At 66.3% G+C, this 14,745-nt stretch carries 14 protein-coding genes and 1 pseudogene; 4 read left to right on the plus strand and 11 right to left on the minus strand.

Annotated features, from left to right (window positions below):
* Positions 1-370: 370 nt before the first annotated feature.
* From GX414_06350 to GX414_06385, 8 genes are all read right to left on the minus strand, one after another.
* On the minus strand, positions 371-700 hold the full coding sequence (locus tag GX414_06350; protein NLI46713.1) for a hypothetical protein: 330 nt from the start codon (positions 698-700) through the stop codon (positions 371-373).
* Between the two features lie 220 nt (positions 701-920).
* Positions 921-1,436: a hypothetical protein gene (locus GX414_06355; GenBank protein NLI46714.1), complete on the minus strand. Its 516-nt coding sequence runs from the start codon at positions 1,434-1,436 to the stop codon at positions 921-923.
* Positions 1,437-1,450: 14 nt separating this feature from the next.
* The gene (locus GX414_06360) at positions 1,451-2,188 is read right to left on the minus strand and encodes an ankyrin repeat domain-containing protein (GenBank protein NLI46715.1); all 738 of its coding nucleotides are present in this window, start codon (positions 2,186-2,188) and stop codon (positions 1,451-1,453) included.
* A gap of 334 nt (positions 2,189-2,522) precedes the next feature.
* A complete protein-coding gene (locus GX414_06365) occupies positions 2,523-3,599 on the minus strand; it encodes a glycosyltransferase family 2 protein (GenBank protein NLI46716.1) in 1,077 nt (358 codons plus the stop codon).
* A 153-nt stretch (positions 3,600-3,752) separates the two neighbouring features.
* A complete protein-coding gene (locus tag GX414_06370) occupies positions 3,753-5,138 on the minus strand; it encodes a hypothetical protein (protein ID NLI46717.1) in 1,386 nt (461 codons plus the stop codon).
* Between the two features lie 41 nt (positions 5,139-5,179).
* Positions 5,180-5,905 carry an adenylyltransferase/cytidyltransferase family protein gene (locus tag GX414_06375; protein NLI46718.1) on the minus strand — a complete coding sequence of 242 codons (726 nt, stop codon included), beginning with the start codon at positions 5,903-5,905 and terminating at the stop codon, positions 5,180-5,182.
* A 3-nt stretch (positions 5,906-5,908) separates the two neighbouring features.
* Entirely contained in the window at positions 5,909-6,631 is a 723-nt protein-coding gene (locus tag GX414_06380) for a radical SAM protein (protein NLI46719.1), read from the minus strand.
* Between the two features lie 2 nt (positions 6,632-6,633).
* Positions 6,634-8,076, minus strand: coding sequence for a radical SAM protein (locus GX414_06385; GenBank protein NLI46720.1), 1,443 nt, complete (start codon positions 8,074-8,076; stop codon positions 6,634-6,636).
* A gap of 210 nt (positions 8,077-8,286) precedes the next feature.
* On the opposite strand from GX414_06385, the gene GX414_06390 reads away from it, so the two are divergent.
* Positions 8,287-8,973 carry an NUDIX hydrolase gene (locus GX414_06390; GenBank protein NLI46721.1) on the plus strand — a complete coding sequence of 229 codons (687 nt, stop codon included), beginning with the start codon at positions 8,287-8,289 and terminating at the stop codon, positions 8,971-8,973.
* An 83-nt stretch (positions 8,974-9,056) separates the two neighbouring features.
* Here the strand turns inward: GX414_06390 and GX414_06395 are convergent, their stop codons facing one another.
* A complete protein-coding gene (locus GX414_06395; protein ID NLI46722.1) occupies positions 9,057-9,800 on the minus strand; it encodes a hypothetical protein in 744 nt (247 codons plus the stop codon).
* A gap of 267 nt (positions 9,801-10,067) precedes the next feature.
* Between GX414_06395 and GX414_06400 the strand changes: the two genes are divergently transcribed.
* Together GX414_06400 and GX414_06405 are read left to right on the plus strand one after the other, a co-directional pair.
* Positions 10,068-11,756 (plus strand): DUF4139 domain-containing protein, encoded by a 1,689-nt coding sequence (locus GX414_06400; protein NLI46723.1) that lies wholly within the window; start codon positions 10,068-10,070, stop codon positions 11,754-11,756.
* A gap of 12 nt (positions 11,757-11,768) precedes the next feature.
* Positions 11,769-12,148: pseudogene (locus GX414_06405) on the plus strand (VOC family protein).
* A gap of 70 nt (positions 12,149-12,218) precedes the next feature.
* On the opposite strand, the gene GX414_06410 reads toward GX414_06405, so the two are convergent.
* Positions 12,219-12,992, minus strand: a complete 774-nt coding sequence (locus GX414_06410; protein NLI46724.1) for a DUF1848 domain-containing protein — start codon at positions 12,990-12,992, stop codon at positions 12,219-12,221.
* 277 nt (positions 12,993-13,269) lie between these two features.
* Positions 13,270-13,464, minus strand: coding sequence for a hypothetical protein (locus tag GX414_06415; GenBank protein NLI46725.1), 195 nt, complete (start codon positions 13,462-13,464; stop codon positions 13,270-13,272).
* A 201-nt stretch (positions 13,465-13,665) separates the two neighbouring features.
* On the opposite strand from GX414_06415, the gene GX414_06420 reads away from it, so the two are divergent.
* Positions 13,666-14,745: S9 family peptidase (locus GX414_06420; GenBank protein NLI46726.1), on the plus strand; the 1,080-nt coding region annotated here is incomplete at its 3' end.

Raw genomic sequence — 14,745 nt, forward strand, 5'->3', positions numbered from 1 at the left:
CGTGGCAGCAGAAGCACACTCCGGCCACCACCGTGGCGGGCGGCAAAGTCTCGAGCCAATCGACGTGGCGCTGAGTGAGCCGGCTTCGGGTGAAGGTCCAACCGGGAGTTGTTTCCCCGTTGGGTGACGACCGGAGAAGCAACCGGTTCTGATTGCCCAGGATGCTCGCCAGGGGCCGGGCCATAATCAGGTCGGCGGTGCCATCCGGATCGAGGGGGCCGTACAGGCTGTCGCCCAGATTGGCGACATCCCGGATGCCCCGCCGGTCCAGATCTCCAAGACGGCCTCCAGGGCCCAGCGGTTGCCGTGGATGTCGGCGATGAGGACGAACACACCGTACATGGGACGAACAACTCGCTCGAGCGGTCGCTCAGTCGACGATGAACAGAGTCGCCCCGGTACGAGTTGCCGAACGGTGGGCGACGTCTCCGTCGGCCACCTGGTAGCTCATGCCGGCGGCCAGGTGCACACGGCGGCCATCCGCAAGCTCGGTGTCCAGCTCGCCGTCGAGCACGAGCAGGATGTGACCTTTCTGGCACCAGTGGTCGGCCACGTAGCCAGGGGAATACTCCACCATCCGCACCCGGATGTCGCCACACTGGCGGGTGCGCCACCGGGCTTCGCCAGTGGTGCCGGAATGGACGGTCGCCGCCACGGCGGACCAATCGGTGGTGTCGAAGGGGATGTTGTCGATATTCAAACGGAACCTCCTTCGGATTGGTTGATGATGCGGCGCGGGATGCATCGTCTGAGGTGAGCAGACAGTTTATTGTACGGAATCGACGCCGGTGCGTTTGAAGGTATTGTGCGGACGACCAGCCAATCGACCGCGGCCGGTGACAGCCAATGGAGCGGCCTGGCTGGTGGTGGCTCGAACTTGTGCGGCAGAAACTTGTCGGCCGCGGGGACATTCGGTCGGGTCAGATGGCGGCGTTCGGGAAGTGGTCTGAAAAAAGGGTCAGCACAACCAGGAAGAACTTGACCAGGTCGGCGCGCAACGCTTCATCGACGCTTCCCTCCTCGGTCAGCTCGTCGAGGCAACCGTCCCAGACGGTGTAAAACAACCGGGTCCACTCCTGAGACAACACCGGGTGGTCCCAGGCGTCGGCGGCGGATTTGTCGAAGAAGCGGTCCACGGCATCGATGGCGGCCAGCACATCATCCTTGCTGAAGGCCGGGGGCGGCGATTGAAGCCGCTCGTCAAAATATGTCTGCAGCGCGTAGACGTGGAAGACGCATTCGCCAAGGAATTCGGATTCAATCTGGTGGGATTCCTCGATGGCGGTAAACAGGCCGATGAGCCAAGGCTGGGTATCGTCGGCGAAATTGCGGAAGAGCGTTTCAATCTCCTCCTCGCTCAGGGCCCCCAGGCGGGCGTCCAGCTCATCGATGAAGGTGTGGAGAGTCTCGATTTTTGCCGCCGGATCTTGGCTCATGCCGGCCCCCCGTCTTATTCCTTGCCGCCGGCGGCTTTGAGTGCGTCCTTGATTTCCTGGCGGAATGCGTAGTAGAGGGCGGCGTGCCCTTTGTCATCCCTAAGGTTGACGTCGGCACCCGCCTGGATCAGGAGCTTAACCACTTCAGTCCTGTCATTGGCTGCCGCGGTGATCAGGGGCGTGCGGTATTCGAAACACTGGACATTGATGGCGGCCTTGTGAACCAACAGCAGCTGCACGACTTTGGCGTGCCCAGCCTCCGAGGCGATGAAAAGCGGCGTGCTGTTGAACCGGGTGCGGATTTCGGTCTTGGCGCCCCGCTTGAGGAGTTCCGCGACGACCTCGGCGTGACCTTGCTGGGCGGCGACGTACAGCGCGGTGGCTTTAGAGACACCAAACGGCTGATTGATATCAATACCTTTATCCAACAAGAGTTTGACGATCTCGAGGTGTCCGCCATAAGCGGCCTTCATCAGGGCCGAGTTGCCGTTCTTGTCGGCGGAGGCGGCGTTGGCGCCCTTGGCCAGCAGGAAGCGGACGACCTCAAGCTTGCCGCCGCCCGCGGCGAACTGCAAAGCGGTCCGACCGTTCTCGTCGCCGGCATCGATGCTCGCGCCCCTGGCGACCAGGGCCTTGACCTGCTCCAGGTTGCCGGCCTTGGCGGCGGCGATCAAGTCATCGTTGCTGCCGGCCGTTACGGTGAGCAGGCCGCAGCACAAGATGAGCGTACCCAGAATGATGGCACGACGCATGCAACTTTCCTCCTTGCGGGAACCGGTGACCGATAGCGGCCGGGACACCGGCGCTGGTCGAATCATAAGAGATGACAGCGCCGGATGCAAAGACGAAGATGCGAAAAATTTGATGAAGGTTTCGTCGAGCGGGGCGGGTTCGCCGCGCGGCCAGGGCCAACCGCCTGAAGCTGATCCGTTTGACGCGGTGCCGGCCGCGGCCCCAGCGTGAGAAGTTGGACAGCATTCTGCGGCGGCGGCATGAACAGGTTCGATCCGGGCCACGGACGAATGCCGGTGCGGACCGATTTGGATGAGTGTCGCCGCGCGTGTGCGACTGCGTCGGCAACTGCCTTCACCGATGCGCTCCCTTGAGCGTCAGTTCGCGCACGTCGATTCGAAAACGCCGTAGCAACGCGGCTACTTCCGGGGCGGTGAGGCGTCGGTTCCGCTGGATGCGCCGCCGTTCGCGCAGCACGTGCGGCATCAGTCGAAACGCTTCAGCGTAGGCTCGGACCAGGACGGCGAGCAGGCGGAACCGACTGTGTTCGCGGACAAAACGGCCGGAAGTGCCCGTCCGGCTGACCGCCCCCCATGCCAGCCACAGGTACCGCCGCAGGGTCCAGTAGGGGTTCTGAACCAACAAACCGGGGGGGAAATTCTTTAGTGCCAGAAGCAGTCGGTTGCGTTCCACCAGCAGGATTTTGTTCGGCGAGAATGCACCGGCGCTGGCGCTGTGGTGATGGTGCACCACCGCCTGCGGCACATACCAGGCCCGCCAGCCCAGCAGCCGCGCCCGCAAACCCAAGTCGGCGTCGTCTCCGTAAGCGAAGAACGCGTCGTCAAATCCGCCGGTCTGGGTGATCAGCTCGCGGTGGTAGAGGGCGGCGCAGCCGTCGGGCCAGAGTATCTCCTCCTCTTGGTCATACTGGCCGCGGTCGGCTTCACCCGTGCCTCGGCCGCGGTTCTGGCCATCGGGCCAGATCAGGTGGCCAGCCTTGTCGATGACGCCGGGTGTGCCGGTGAGCAGAATCTTGCCGCCGAGCATGCCGATGCGGGCCGCCGGATTGCCACGTGCCACCAGGCGGGCCAGCCAGTCGGGTTCGGCCACAGCATCGTTGTTGAGCAGGGCCAGCCATTCTCCGCGGGCATGGCGGAAAGCCAGATTGTTGCCGCCGGTGAAACCGGTGTTGGCGTCCAGCAGAAAAATCCGCACATTGGGTTGGGCACTCCAGCGGCGGATCGTGTCGGGGGAGCCGTCGGTGGAGCCATTGTCCACCACAAGGAGTTCGATCTGGGGGTAAGTCTGTTTTGCGACGGACTCCAGACAGGCTTCCAGGTAGGGTGCACCGTTCCAGTTGACCACGATCACGCTGACGAGGGGGCACGAACCGGTGTGGCGTATGGGTGTGGCTGGGACCACCTCAGGCATTGCAATCCTCATGGAACCGGATGCATGAAGCCGGGCCTGTGTCTGATCCGTTCATCGTGCCGTGCGTGTGCGTTTCGGGGGTGCCGAGATGATTGATGGCCGATGACATCAGCGCATTCTCGACCCGATGAGTAACTTCCGAAAAAACGACCATCATGTCACCGGCGGAAACTGAATTTGGGCGATCTTCTCGGCCATGTCGTGGGCCGGACTGAATGCCAGCTCGGCGGTGGCGATCCGGCTGGTCCGCAGGCGCAGCTCGGCGGTCACACCCAGGGGCACGCCGTCGGCGTAGGCCGCCACGGGGCGCTTGACCGGTTCCAGGGTGCGGAAGATCACCTGGCTGTCGAGGGCGAGCATCACCGCCTTCCAGCCGGGAGGCTCCAGCACGTTGGAGCCCACGAGCACCAGCGCCGGCGTTTCGAACAGCACGGGCGTGGCGCCCATGGCGCGGGCATAGGCGGTGGACCCTGCGGCGGTGGCCAGCAGGATGCCGTCGCCCATCAACCGGGAGATCCGTACTTCACCCCCCACCCGGACCTCCACCCAGGCGGTCTGACCGGTGCACCGTTCCACCCAGGCATCGTTGAACGCCAGCACGCCGGTGGTGATCCGGCCGTCGGGCGCCACCGCCTCCACGTGCAGGAGCGGGGCCTGGCGGACCACCAGCGGACCGGACGGCCAGCCGGCGGCAAAATCGGCGGCGCCGCTCAGGAGAAACCCGCGGTGACCGGTGTTGATGCCAATGAACGGCAGACGCTCGCGCCAGTGGCGGCGGATGGCGTGGAGCATGGTCCCGTCGCCGCCCACCACGAGGATGCAATTGGGCGAGCTCGCAGGTTCGGTACCGGCAAGGCGGGCGGCGAGTTCGCCGGCCTGTGGATTGGATTCGTCCACGACCAGGAGCGGGCGGGGCGGGTCCAGCCGCAGCGGCGCCGTGCGCACCGGGGGCCGGCCGCGGTAGAGTCCGTAGCGGTCGATGTATTCGGCCACCCGAGGGTCCAGCTGGTCGGTGACGGGTTCGTGGCGGAACAGTCGTTCGCGGACGTCGGCGCTGGACCCGGCGAGGTTCAGGTCGAAGAGACGGGAACGGGGCGGCCGGTCGAGGGGGATCAGCGGATGACCGGGCCGGGTGAACACGGCGAACCGCAGCTCCTGCCAGAGCGCCTCGCCTCGGGACCACCGCGTCTGGATGAAGGAGCGGCCCGCATTCCCGCCGCCCACGAGGTCGCTGCCCACCACGTGCCACACCTCCCCTTCGGCGGTGTAGCGGGTTTCCAGATCGTGGTTGCGGGTGAAGGTGCCTTCCTCGAGATCGAACAGATCCACGCGGACGTTGGCCAGCCCGCGGAACGCCATGTCAGCCATGGCCGCCCGATGAATGGATTCCACGTCCTGCATGGACGGCTTGTCGGGTCGCGGTCCCGAAGGGACCACCACGACGCGGTCGAACTGCCGGCTGAGCGCTTCGGCGATCGCTCGGTGGTGCCGACCGGGCGGATTGAACGCGCCGCCGAACACGGCGATGGAGGGACACATCGTAGACCTCCCCGCGGATGGCAAAATGAGATGCTTCCATTTCAGCACAAAGTCGGGTCGGGCACAACTGGGGGTTGCGGTGAGGGCGGCGCCGAAGCGCGAACACCGCAGGGTCGGTCCGTCGCCGGCCCGCGGTACAGACCGGCGTGTCGGCAGATGGCGAGGATGTCCGGGGCGATGAAGCGGCACAGCGCCGCATCGCCGGCCCCGGCGACCGCCAGCGCGCGGATCCGGGTGGCGGAGATGTCCCGCACCGCAGCGGGCACCCGAATCCGCCCGGCGGCGTCGCCCGACCGGCCGAACACCATCACTTGGCGGCGCAACCGGGCGAGGCGGCCGGCATCAGCCGCCGTCCACGGCAGTCCGAGCCGGGCGTAGTACTCCGAAGAGCGGAGCAACCGCTGCCACGTGTCGTCGCCCATGGCGAAGATGATCGCCGCGTCGGAGAAGAGCGCCGCCAGCTCGTCGGCCAGCCGCACGAACAACGCCTCGTGTGTCACACCGCCCAGGACGCGGCCGCCGCACCGCTCCGAGAACCGGTCGATCATGGTCAGGCGTTGGGAGAAGGTGGCGTTGGCCGGCCAGACGGGGTGCTTGTCGAAATGGCGGAACGGCACCAGCAGCAGGACGCGGTCGCACCGCCGGAGGAGGTGGCGCACCATCCACTCGTGCCCGCGGTGCAGCGGGTCGAACGACCCGACGATCACACCCAGGGTCCGTGTCCGCCGGGCGTCCTCGGTCAGGTTGGCGATGGTCACGCGGCTCATGGCTCATCCCGCGAGGCGATAGTCCCGACTGATGGTCCCGTCGCTGAACAGATTGAGGCACCACAGGGTGGAACGCGCGAAGTCCCAGACGGTCACCTCGAGTCCGTCCATGTCAAAGACGGGATTGCCGGCGAACATCCGGACCGGTGTGCAGCCCGGGAAGAAGTCCTCGGGTTGTGTCTCGCCGTACAGTCGGCGGAGGACCAGACGCCGAACGGCCAGTTCGCGGCAGCGACTGATGATCTCGGGGATCTCCCGCCGGTTGTCCTGGGTGACGAGCGTGGAGATCTTGACGGGAATCACTGCCTGGCGCAGGATGGCCGCCAGGTCCGGCCCGCCGTCGCAGCCGGTCATGCGGCGGATCGTTTCCGGCCGAAACGACGGGACCGAGATCGTGGCCCGGTCGTAGCGGTTGAACACGTCGATCTTGGCCCGGGCCAGCCGGCCGTTGGTGTGCAGCGACACCCGCACACCCGGCAGGCGGTCACGCAGCCGGTCCAGGAGGGCGGCCTCGTGTGGGTAGAGCTGGGGGTCGGTGTTGGTGCCGGTGAGTGAGATCTCCCGGATCCCCTCGCGGACCAGCAGGGCCAGGAAGGGCTCGAGATTGAGTGGGGGGAAACGGTCAAGATTGTCCGGCAGCGCCCGGGCGGCCAGTGCGCGGCCGATGCAGTGGGGGCACCGCTGGTTGCAGGGCCCGGTCAGGAGGATGTTGGCGAAGCGGTTCATGATCATCCCTCCCCCAAGCCGAGCAGATGGGCCTGGACGCGCGGCGAGTAGAAGAGGGCGATGACGCCGTTGAACGCGTCGACGCCGGCCGGGGTCAGCCGCAGGAAAGGTCCGTGGTACTCCATCAGGCCGCGCGCGAGCACGAAGGCGACCGCTTCGGGGAAGCATGTTTCGAGGGGGCGCCCGAAGGCGCGCCGGAACGCGGCGCGGTGGATTTGGCCGAAATAGAACGAGACGGCGATCATCTTGGCCATGCCTTCGCTGGGCGGGAGATGGTAGAGGTCCTGCAGCGGCAGCCGGCCGGCGGCGACGGCGTCCAGGTAGGTTCCCATCGTCTTCGTGGCGGCGCCGAGGTTGTATCCCAGAACGGTGTTGGTGAAGGTCTGGGCGCCGAGCCCCAAGCCCAGATAAGGCGTGCTCCAGACCACGCGCTCGGTGAGGTAGCGGCTGGTACCGGGGTCATCCGGGATCCGACTGAAGGCGTTCTTGCCCGGATTGGCGGCGTAGCCCGCCGCCAGCAGCAGTTCGCGGGCGGCGTGGTACATCGCGTTGATGTGGTTCAGGTCCACCTGTCCGGCTTCACCGGCGATGCGGGTGCCCTTGTAGCGCATGCGGTACAGCGTGATGTAGTCAGGGGCCAAGTCGATGGTGTACCGGATACTGGCCGCGAAATCGTCGACGGTCTGGTGGGCGAAGCCGTACATGAGGTCGATGTTGAAAGCCCGATACCCGGCCCGGCGGATGTGGTCGGCGGCGAGCCGGTTGTCGCCCGCCTGATCGCGCCCGTAGACGCGCAGGAGTTTGGAACTCACCGTCTGCAGGCCCATACTGATGCGCTCGAATCCCAAGGCGCGCACCGCCGCCAACCGGTCGGGATCCATGGCGGCGATCTTGGGGGTTGTCTCGATGCTCATGGCGAAACCGGCGGCCAGCGGAAACGTCCTGAGGATCCGGTCCAGCACGGCGCCGATCCGTTCCGGCCGGACCAGCAGGGGCGTGCCGCCGCCCATGTCCAGGCCGGCCAGTTCGTGGGCGCCTGGATCCAGAAGATCATGGTACAGCTCGACCTCCCGCTCCAGCGCGGCGAAGTAGGCCGCTTCGGCCGCTTCGTCGTGCTGCTCGAGCACGGTGTATTCGCAGAACGCGCAGCGCCGCTCGCAGAAGGGAACGTGGATGTAGAGGCAGAGGCGCGGCCCGGCGAGCGCCCGGCGTAGCAGATCCCGGTGCCGCTCTGGATCCTGGCGGAAGGGCCAGATGGTCTTCCGATGGGCGATGGGATAGGCGGTGTTCGCCAGGTGGTGGTGCCGCAGCCCGGCGGCGAAGACGACGGCCGGATCGGGACGCGCCAATTCGGTCTCGGGCATCCAAAGCAGGGGGGGCTCGTTGCCCGCGGAACGCGGTGGTTCCGTCCGATCGCTCTGGGTGTGGGCGGTGGTGAGGGGCATCTCGGCCTCCTTTGTAGTTTTATTATATTTCAATATAAGTAGTTTGTGAAGGTGAAATTTATTTCATCCGATAAAACAAAACTGATCAAAAATCGAATATTTAGTTGTTATATAGAGATATAAATCGGCGCGGATTGAATGACGTGAAGGGGTTGACCGCTCAGCTGGTTTTATATAAAATTAACAAAAACTGAGGAGTAGAGGGCGCAGATGAGCCGAAATGTGCTGGAGCGGCCCGTTGTGGCGGTGGATGTGGTGGCGCTGCGAGCCGGTGGCGGGCGGCTGGAGGTGCTCCTGATCCGGCGGGCGGAAGAGCCGTTCGCCGGCGCCGAGGCCCTGCCGGGGGTGGCCCTGCGGGCGGACGAAACGCTGGAGTCCGCAGCCGTCCGGGCGCTCGTGGAAAAAGCGGCGTGCGCCACGCCTGCGGCCGAGGACCTGTACATGGAGCAGCTGGCCACCTTCGGCGCCCTGTACCGTGATCCGCGCGGCCGCACCGTGAGTATCGCCTACTTGGCGCTGGCGCGCGAGGGCGAGCTGACGCCGGTCCGCGGCCGCTGGACGGCGGCGACCGGCCGCGCCACCCGGGCGCTGCCGTTCGATCATGAGACGATCGTGGCCGCCGCCGTATCCCGGTTGAAGGGAAAACTTCGCTATACCAACATCGCCCGGCACCTGCTGCCGCCGGAGTTCCGGATCGAGGAACTGCAGGCGGTCTATGAAGCGGTGCTGGGTTGGAAGGTGAACCGGACCAATTTCCGCAGCTTGATGCTGCAGCGCGGGCTCATCGAGCGCGTGAGAATTCTGGCTGAAGCGGTGGGCCGGAGGGGAGGGCGTCCGCCCCATCTGTACCGGTTTACGGGGGAACGCGTCGCCGCGGAGGACCGGGATTTCCTTTAGCCGGCTGGCCCGAACGCTCAGCACCCGCGAACTCCGGTCAGCCGCCACGAACTTGCGGGTGACGAATCGTCAATCGGCCGAAGTCACTCAGCGACGACCGGCGGCTGGACCGCTTTAAGGCGTCCGTCGTTGAGCAGGACAGTGCGGGCCTTGGCCAGATCGATGCGCCGATCGTTGAGCTTTTTCTGCTTGTCGTACATCTCGGACTGCTTGTCGGCCAGATCCTTCAGCGCCTGGGAAACGGTCTCCTCGGCCAGGAACGCGGACCGGGCGGCGGTGACCGCACCGGCATCCCCGGCGGGCAGGGCCGCCCAGGTGCCCCGCTTTTGCGCCAGATCCTGATCCGCCTGACCGGCGGCGCGGCAGGCGCTGGCGAGCACCTGTTGAGCCTTGGCCAGATTGAGCGCCGCCTCGCGCACGGACTTGAGCTTCTCCAGGAAATCCTGGACGAGTTCGTGTTCCTTCTTTTGGGTTTCCAGCGCGGCCTTGTCGGCGTCGCGCTTTTCCTTTTTGGCGGCGTCAATCTGCAGCTTGAGGCCGTCGATATCCAGCTTCTGCAACTTGATCCAGCCCTCCGCTTCGATCACCTGCGCGTTGCAGGCGGCGACCGCCTGCTCGGCCTTCTGGCGATCCTCGTCGGCGCGGATCAGATCCGCCTGGATGGCATCGGCAGTGCGGGCCGGGATGATGGGCATGATGATCAGCGCCTCATAAAATTTGGCTGACGCCGGCTCTGCCGGTTTCGCCTCCTGACCCGCGATGAGACCGCCGCACAGCATGACCGATGCAATCGCCATGCACGCCGCCAGGATCCTGCATCCGTCCATCGAAAACCTCCTTGCCGATCCGATCGCCTGTTGAGTGCAAGCGTATTGTATGCGAAACGGGAAAAAAAATCACGCCGCCCCTGCGGGTTGGAACCCCCTTGACATTCCGTTCGATCCCTTTACAGTGGCAGACAGACCAGTTTCCGTCTGAAATATCGCTCGCGGGGCGATGAACAACAGGTAACCATCCGGCATCGATAGCGGCGGAGCGGCGATTCCGTTGGCCGGATGGAATGATGATCGGCTTCCACCATGAGGAGGTGTGGCATGCACAATGGACGTACCGTTGCACTGGCTGTGTTTCTGGAACTCGTGGCCGCGCTGGCGCCCGTGGCACTCGGCGTGCCGAGCGGTGACGGAGCCCCCGTGCCGGCCGCCGTCACCGCGGAGAAGGTGGCGCTGTTCAAGGACGGCACCGCATTTCTAATCTCCGGTACTACCCTGCCTGCGGGTGCCGCCACCGTTGCGTTGGGCCCGCTGCCGGTGCCCGTGCACGGGACGTTCTGGGTGAGCTACGGTCCTGAGGTCGTCCTCCGCCGCCTCGTGGCGGCACAGGAAGAGACGGCGGTTCCCGTCGCGGCGGTCAACCTGGCCCAGCTTCTCCAGGCCAATGCGGGCCGCCTGGTGACGCTGCGCGTGGGCTCCGGCGAGCGGGATGTCGTGACCGGAACGGTGCTGGCCGCGCCGCCGTTCCCGGGGGAATCATCTGCGCCCAATATCCCGGATGGCCGCTCCGGCGATGATGGTGCAGACCCGCCTCAATTGGTGGTCACGGGGATGGACATGATCACCCTTCAGACCGAAGCCGGCCTGATAGCCCTGTCTGCCGGCTCGATTGTTCGGGTTGAGTTCGACGGGACCGAGGTCACGCGGATGACTGGGGTGCCGCAGAAACGCCCCGGCCTCCGACTGGAGCTGGAGCGGCCGGCAGGGGGCAGCCGGGTAACCGTGAGCTGCCTGGCTCGCGGCGCCGCCTGGGCGCCCGCCTACCGCATCGACCTCACCGATCCGCAGACCGCCCGCTTCAGCGCCCACGCGGTGGTGATCAACGAACTGGCGGACTGGCATCGCATTCAACTGGAACTGATCACCGGCTTTCCCAACATACGGTTCGGGCACGTGTCCAGCCCCATCGCCATGGTGCAACGCCTGCAGGGATTCCTTGCGGCACTCGGCGGCGGGGCGGCGGGCGGCCGCCGGTCCGATGTCATGACCCAGCAGGCCATGCTGGCAAACGTCGCGGAATTCGACGCCGCGCCGCTGCCGGAGATCGCGTACGCCGGCGTGGCTGAGGGGACGGCGGTGGAGGATCTGTTCCTGTACCCGGTACCCGATTTTAGCCTGAAACGGGGCGAAACGGCTTGGGTGCCGCTGTTCACCGCGGCCATGCCGTACCGGCACGTCTACACCTGGCGGATCGATGACTACATCGACCCGGACGACCGCTACCGCGACGCCGCGGAGAGGGCGAACGAGGCCGGGGAGGTGTGGCATTGCTGCCGCTTGAAAAACACCCTGACCATGCCCCTCACCACGGCGGCGGCGGAGTTCGTCGCCAGCGGCGCCTTCACCGGCCAGGACATCTGTCACTACACCGCACCGGGCGCCGAGACCACAATCCGGATCAACCGGGCGATGAATGTGTTGGCGGAGCAGGCCGAGGTGGAGGTGGCGCGCACACGCGACGCCGCGACATTCCATGGCTATTCGTACGACCGGGTGAAGGTGCGCGGCGAATTGAAGCTGCGCAGCCGGCTGGAGCGGGCGGTGAAGCTCGAGGTTGTCAAGGAGCTGTCGGGCGATGTGCTTGAGGCGTCCCCCCAGGCAAAGGACGTCGTCACGGCCAAGGGTCTGAAGCAGGTCAATCCGAAGCACGTCCTCACCTGGGAGCCCGAAGTGCCGCCGGGCGGGGAACTGAAACTGGTGTACGTGTATGACGTGTTCATTCGAAACTGAAGGAGGCAAGCCATGCCACGCGTGATCGGGATCGGCGGCATCTTTTTCAAGGCGAAGGACCCGACGGCCCTGCGCGAATGGTACCGCAGCCATCTCGGCCTGGATATCCAGGCATGGGGGGCGTGGTGTTTGACGGACCCACATCGGCCGGCGCCACGGTTTGGAATATCTTCGAGACGGGTTCCGACTACTTCGACCCCAGCCCCGCCGCATTCATGGTCAACTACCGCGTGGCCGACCTCGACGCCGTCCTGGCCGCTCTGCGGGCGGAAGGGTGTGCAGTCGACGACCGGACCGAGGAGTCGGAATTCGGCAAGTTCGGCTGGGTGACGGACCCGGAGGGACACCGCGTTGAACTCTGGCAGCCGCCCCCCGGCGGCATTCCGGATTGAGGCGCTCTGTCTTCGCACCACATCGCCTGGATGGAGGCGACTGAGCCGTCCAAGCAGGCGAGCGGAACGCTTACGTCGGGATTCGGCGCAGGTGCTCCTTGTGGGCGTAGCAGTAGAGACAGCCGTGGGCGCAGGCGCCTCCCAGCGCCTGGCGCTTGGCGATGACGCAGCGGCACCCCGGCCGCTGCCGTCCCGGAGCGATCCGCTTGAAGCGCTCCACGCCGATGGCCGCGAGCAGCGCGTCGTCCACGCAGCCGGTGTGCTCGGCCCCCGCCACCTGGTAGGGCATCCCGCAGAACGAGACGCAGCCGGCGAAATCGGGCCGGGTCCGCAGCAACTCGCTGAGCCACCATTCGGCCAGCTCCGGCTCCGGATAGACGGCCCGCCCCGACTTGCGGGTGTAACGGTCCCGGTCGATTCCCAGCTTGTGGAACAAGGTGTCGTGCCCTTTGTAAAACTGGATGATGGACGTGATGGTGCGCACCGGCGCGGCGATGCCGGCGAGCACCGCGGTGGCGCGGCGCAACCCCTCGGCGGTGGGGATGCCGGGGTCCACCCGCAGCCGCAGCCGTTCGATGCCCATGGCATCCGCCATCCGGTTGAAATGCGCCACCATGGTTTTCGGCGGCGCCACGCCCGGCTCCAGCCAGGTGCCGCCCCAGCCGGTGATGGTGAGCCCGAGGGCCACCCGCGGGTGGTCCCAGAAGAAATCCACGGGGACGAGGTTCTTCGAGTAGACCACGAGCGGCTGGCCGGATTCGGCCACTGCGGCCACCGCCGGCCAGTGGAAGAACGGGTCCGATGTTTCCGTGACCCAGACGAATTCGGTGATTGTGTTGTCCATGATGTCCCCCTTAGTATAGCAATCAAACCCGAATTTTCAGCCTGGCTCGAGAAGGTGTTTGGCCGGTCGTCCGTAAGAATCACCGGAATGAAATAAACGAGCAGCCTTCCATGAAGAAACCCTGGATCATCGGTTCGTTGGCGGTGATGCTGAGCGCAGGCGCCTGGGCCGCCACCGCGGAGCCGAACGCGGCGCGGCACGTGCCCACAGTGGACGAGCTGCTGCAGCTACGCGTGCCGCGCCTGGTTGAAATCTCGCCCGACGGCCGTTGGGTGGCCTACTCGGTGCTGACTCCCGACTTCAAGAAGGACGCGTTCCCGCCGCAGATCTGGTTGGCGGAGACGGCCACCGGCCGCACCTTCCAGCTCACCCGCGGCGACGACGGCGCCGGCAACCCGAAATGGTCACCGGACGGGCGCTGGCTGGCGTTCGTGTCGGGCCGGGACGGCGGCAAGAACCAGCTGTTTCTCATCAGCCCGGCAGGGGGGAGGCAGTGCGGATCACCGATGCCAGAGATGGCGGCGGTGATTACGCGTGGTCGCCGGATGGTCGCCAGATCGCCTTCCTCGCCGAAGAGCCGGAGGCGCCGGCGGACAAGGACCGAACGGAGCACCTGGGCGACTTCCGGGTGGTCCGCAGCGACTACCGCCACACCCATCTCTGGACGATCGGCGTGGCGAAGGCGCTGGAAACGCCCGCCGCCGGCGTGCAGCGGACGAAGGGGCGCGATTTCAGCGTGGGCGACTTCGCCTGGTCGCCCGACGGCACCCGGATCGCCTTCAGCGCCACGGTGAATCCCGACCTGGTGCAAAGCGCCAGCGCGGACATCTACCTGCTGAACCTGGCGGACGACATGGTGACGAAGATCGTGGACCAGCCCGGCCCTGACACGTCGCCGGTCTGGTCCCCCGACGGCACCCGGATCGCCTTTGCCTCGGCCATGGGCAACCCGCGGTACTACGCGCTCAACACGCGGTTGGCGGTGGTGCCGGCCGGCGGCGGCGCCCCCGTGTCGCTCACGGACGCCTTCGATGAGAACCCGCGCCTGATGGCCTGGAAAACGGACGGCATCTATTTCTCGGCGTTGCAGCGCACCGCCATGCACCTGTTCCGGGTGCGCCCCGAAGACAGACGGATCGACCGGGTGTCAGAGCCCGACGGCCTGCTGGCCGGCGCCTTCAGTCTGACGCGGGACGGCCGCACCGTGGCGTTCCTCGCCGGCGCCCCCGACGCTCTGCCCGAAGTGTTCGTGGCCGCGACCGCTCCGTTCGCGCCGCGCCGCCTCACCGACTTCAACGCCCGGACGGCCAATTTCATCCTGGGCTCCCGTGAGCTCATGACTTGGACCAGTCGGGACGGCGAGCCCATCGAGGGCGTGCGCATCAAGCCGGCCGATTTCGACCCGGCCAAACGGTATGCCCTGCTCTGCGTCATCCACGGCGGGCCCACCGGCATCGACCGGCCGGTGCTCCTCCAGCCCGACACCCGCTACTACCCGGCGGACATCTGGGCGGCGCGCGGCGCCCTGGTCCTGAAGGTGAACTACCGCGGCAGCGCCGGCTACGGCGAGCGGTTCCGCACGCTCAACCTGCGCAACCTCGGCGTGGGGGACGCCTGGGACGTGCTCGCGGGCGTGGACCACCTGGTGGCGCAGGGCTGGGTGGATCCCCGGCGGGTGGGCTGCATGGGCTGGAGCCAGGGCGGCTACATTTCGGCGTTCCTCACCACGTCCTCGGACCGTTTCGCCGCCATC

It is taken from the genome of Acidobacteriota bacterium, assembly GCA_012517875.1.
Taxonomy (GTDB): Bacteria; Acidobacteriota; JAAYUB01; order JAAYUB01; family JAAYUB01; genus JAAYUB01.

Bases quoted from the DNA above. Each gene is read 5' to 3' on its own strand.
- GX414_06370 (NLI46717.1), bottom strand. From the start codon at position 5,138: ATGTGTCCCTCCATCGCCGTGTTCGGCGGCGCGTTCAATCCGCCCGGT.
- GX414_06395 (NLI46722.1), bottom strand. From the start codon at position 9,800: ATGGACGGATGCAGGATCCTGGCGGCGTGCATGGCGATTGCATCGGTC.
- GX414_06410 (NLI46724.1), bottom strand. From the start codon at position 12,992: ATGGACAACACAATCACCGAATTCGTCTGGGTCACGGAAACATCGGAC.
- GX414_06360 (NLI46715.1), bottom strand. From the start codon at position 2,188: ATGCGTCGTGCCATCATTCTGGGTACGCTCATCTTGTGCTGCGGCCTG.
- GX414_06375 (NLI46718.1), bottom strand. From the start codon at position 5,905: ATGAGCCGCGTGACCATCGCCAACCTGACCGAGGACGCCCGGCGGACA.
- GX414_06390 (NLI46721.1), top strand. From the start codon at position 8,287: ATGAGCCGAAATGTGCTGGAGCGGCCCGTTGTGGCGGTGGATGTGGTG.
- GX414_06385 (NLI46720.1), bottom strand. From the start codon at position 8,076: ATGCCCCTCACCACCGCCCACACCCAGAGCGATCGGACGGAACCACCG.
- GX414_06400 (NLI46723.1), top strand. From the start codon at position 10,068: ATGCACAATGGACGTACCGTTGCACTGGCTGTGTTTCTGGAACTCGTG.
- GX414_06365 (NLI46716.1), bottom strand. From the start codon at position 3,599: ATGCCTGAGGTGGTCCCAGCCACACCCATACGCCACACCGGTTCGTGC.
- GX414_06355 (NLI46714.1), bottom strand. From the start codon at position 1,436: ATGAGCCAAGATCCGGCGGCAAAAATCGAGACTCTCCACACCTTCATC.
- GX414_06380 (NLI46719.1), bottom strand. From the start codon at position 6,631: ATGAACCGCTTCGCCAACATCCTCCTGACCGGGCCCTGCAACCAGCGG.
- GX414_06415 (NLI46725.1), bottom strand. From the start codon at position 13,464: ATGAGAAACAGCTGGTTCTTGCCGCCGTCCCGGCCCGACACGAACGCC.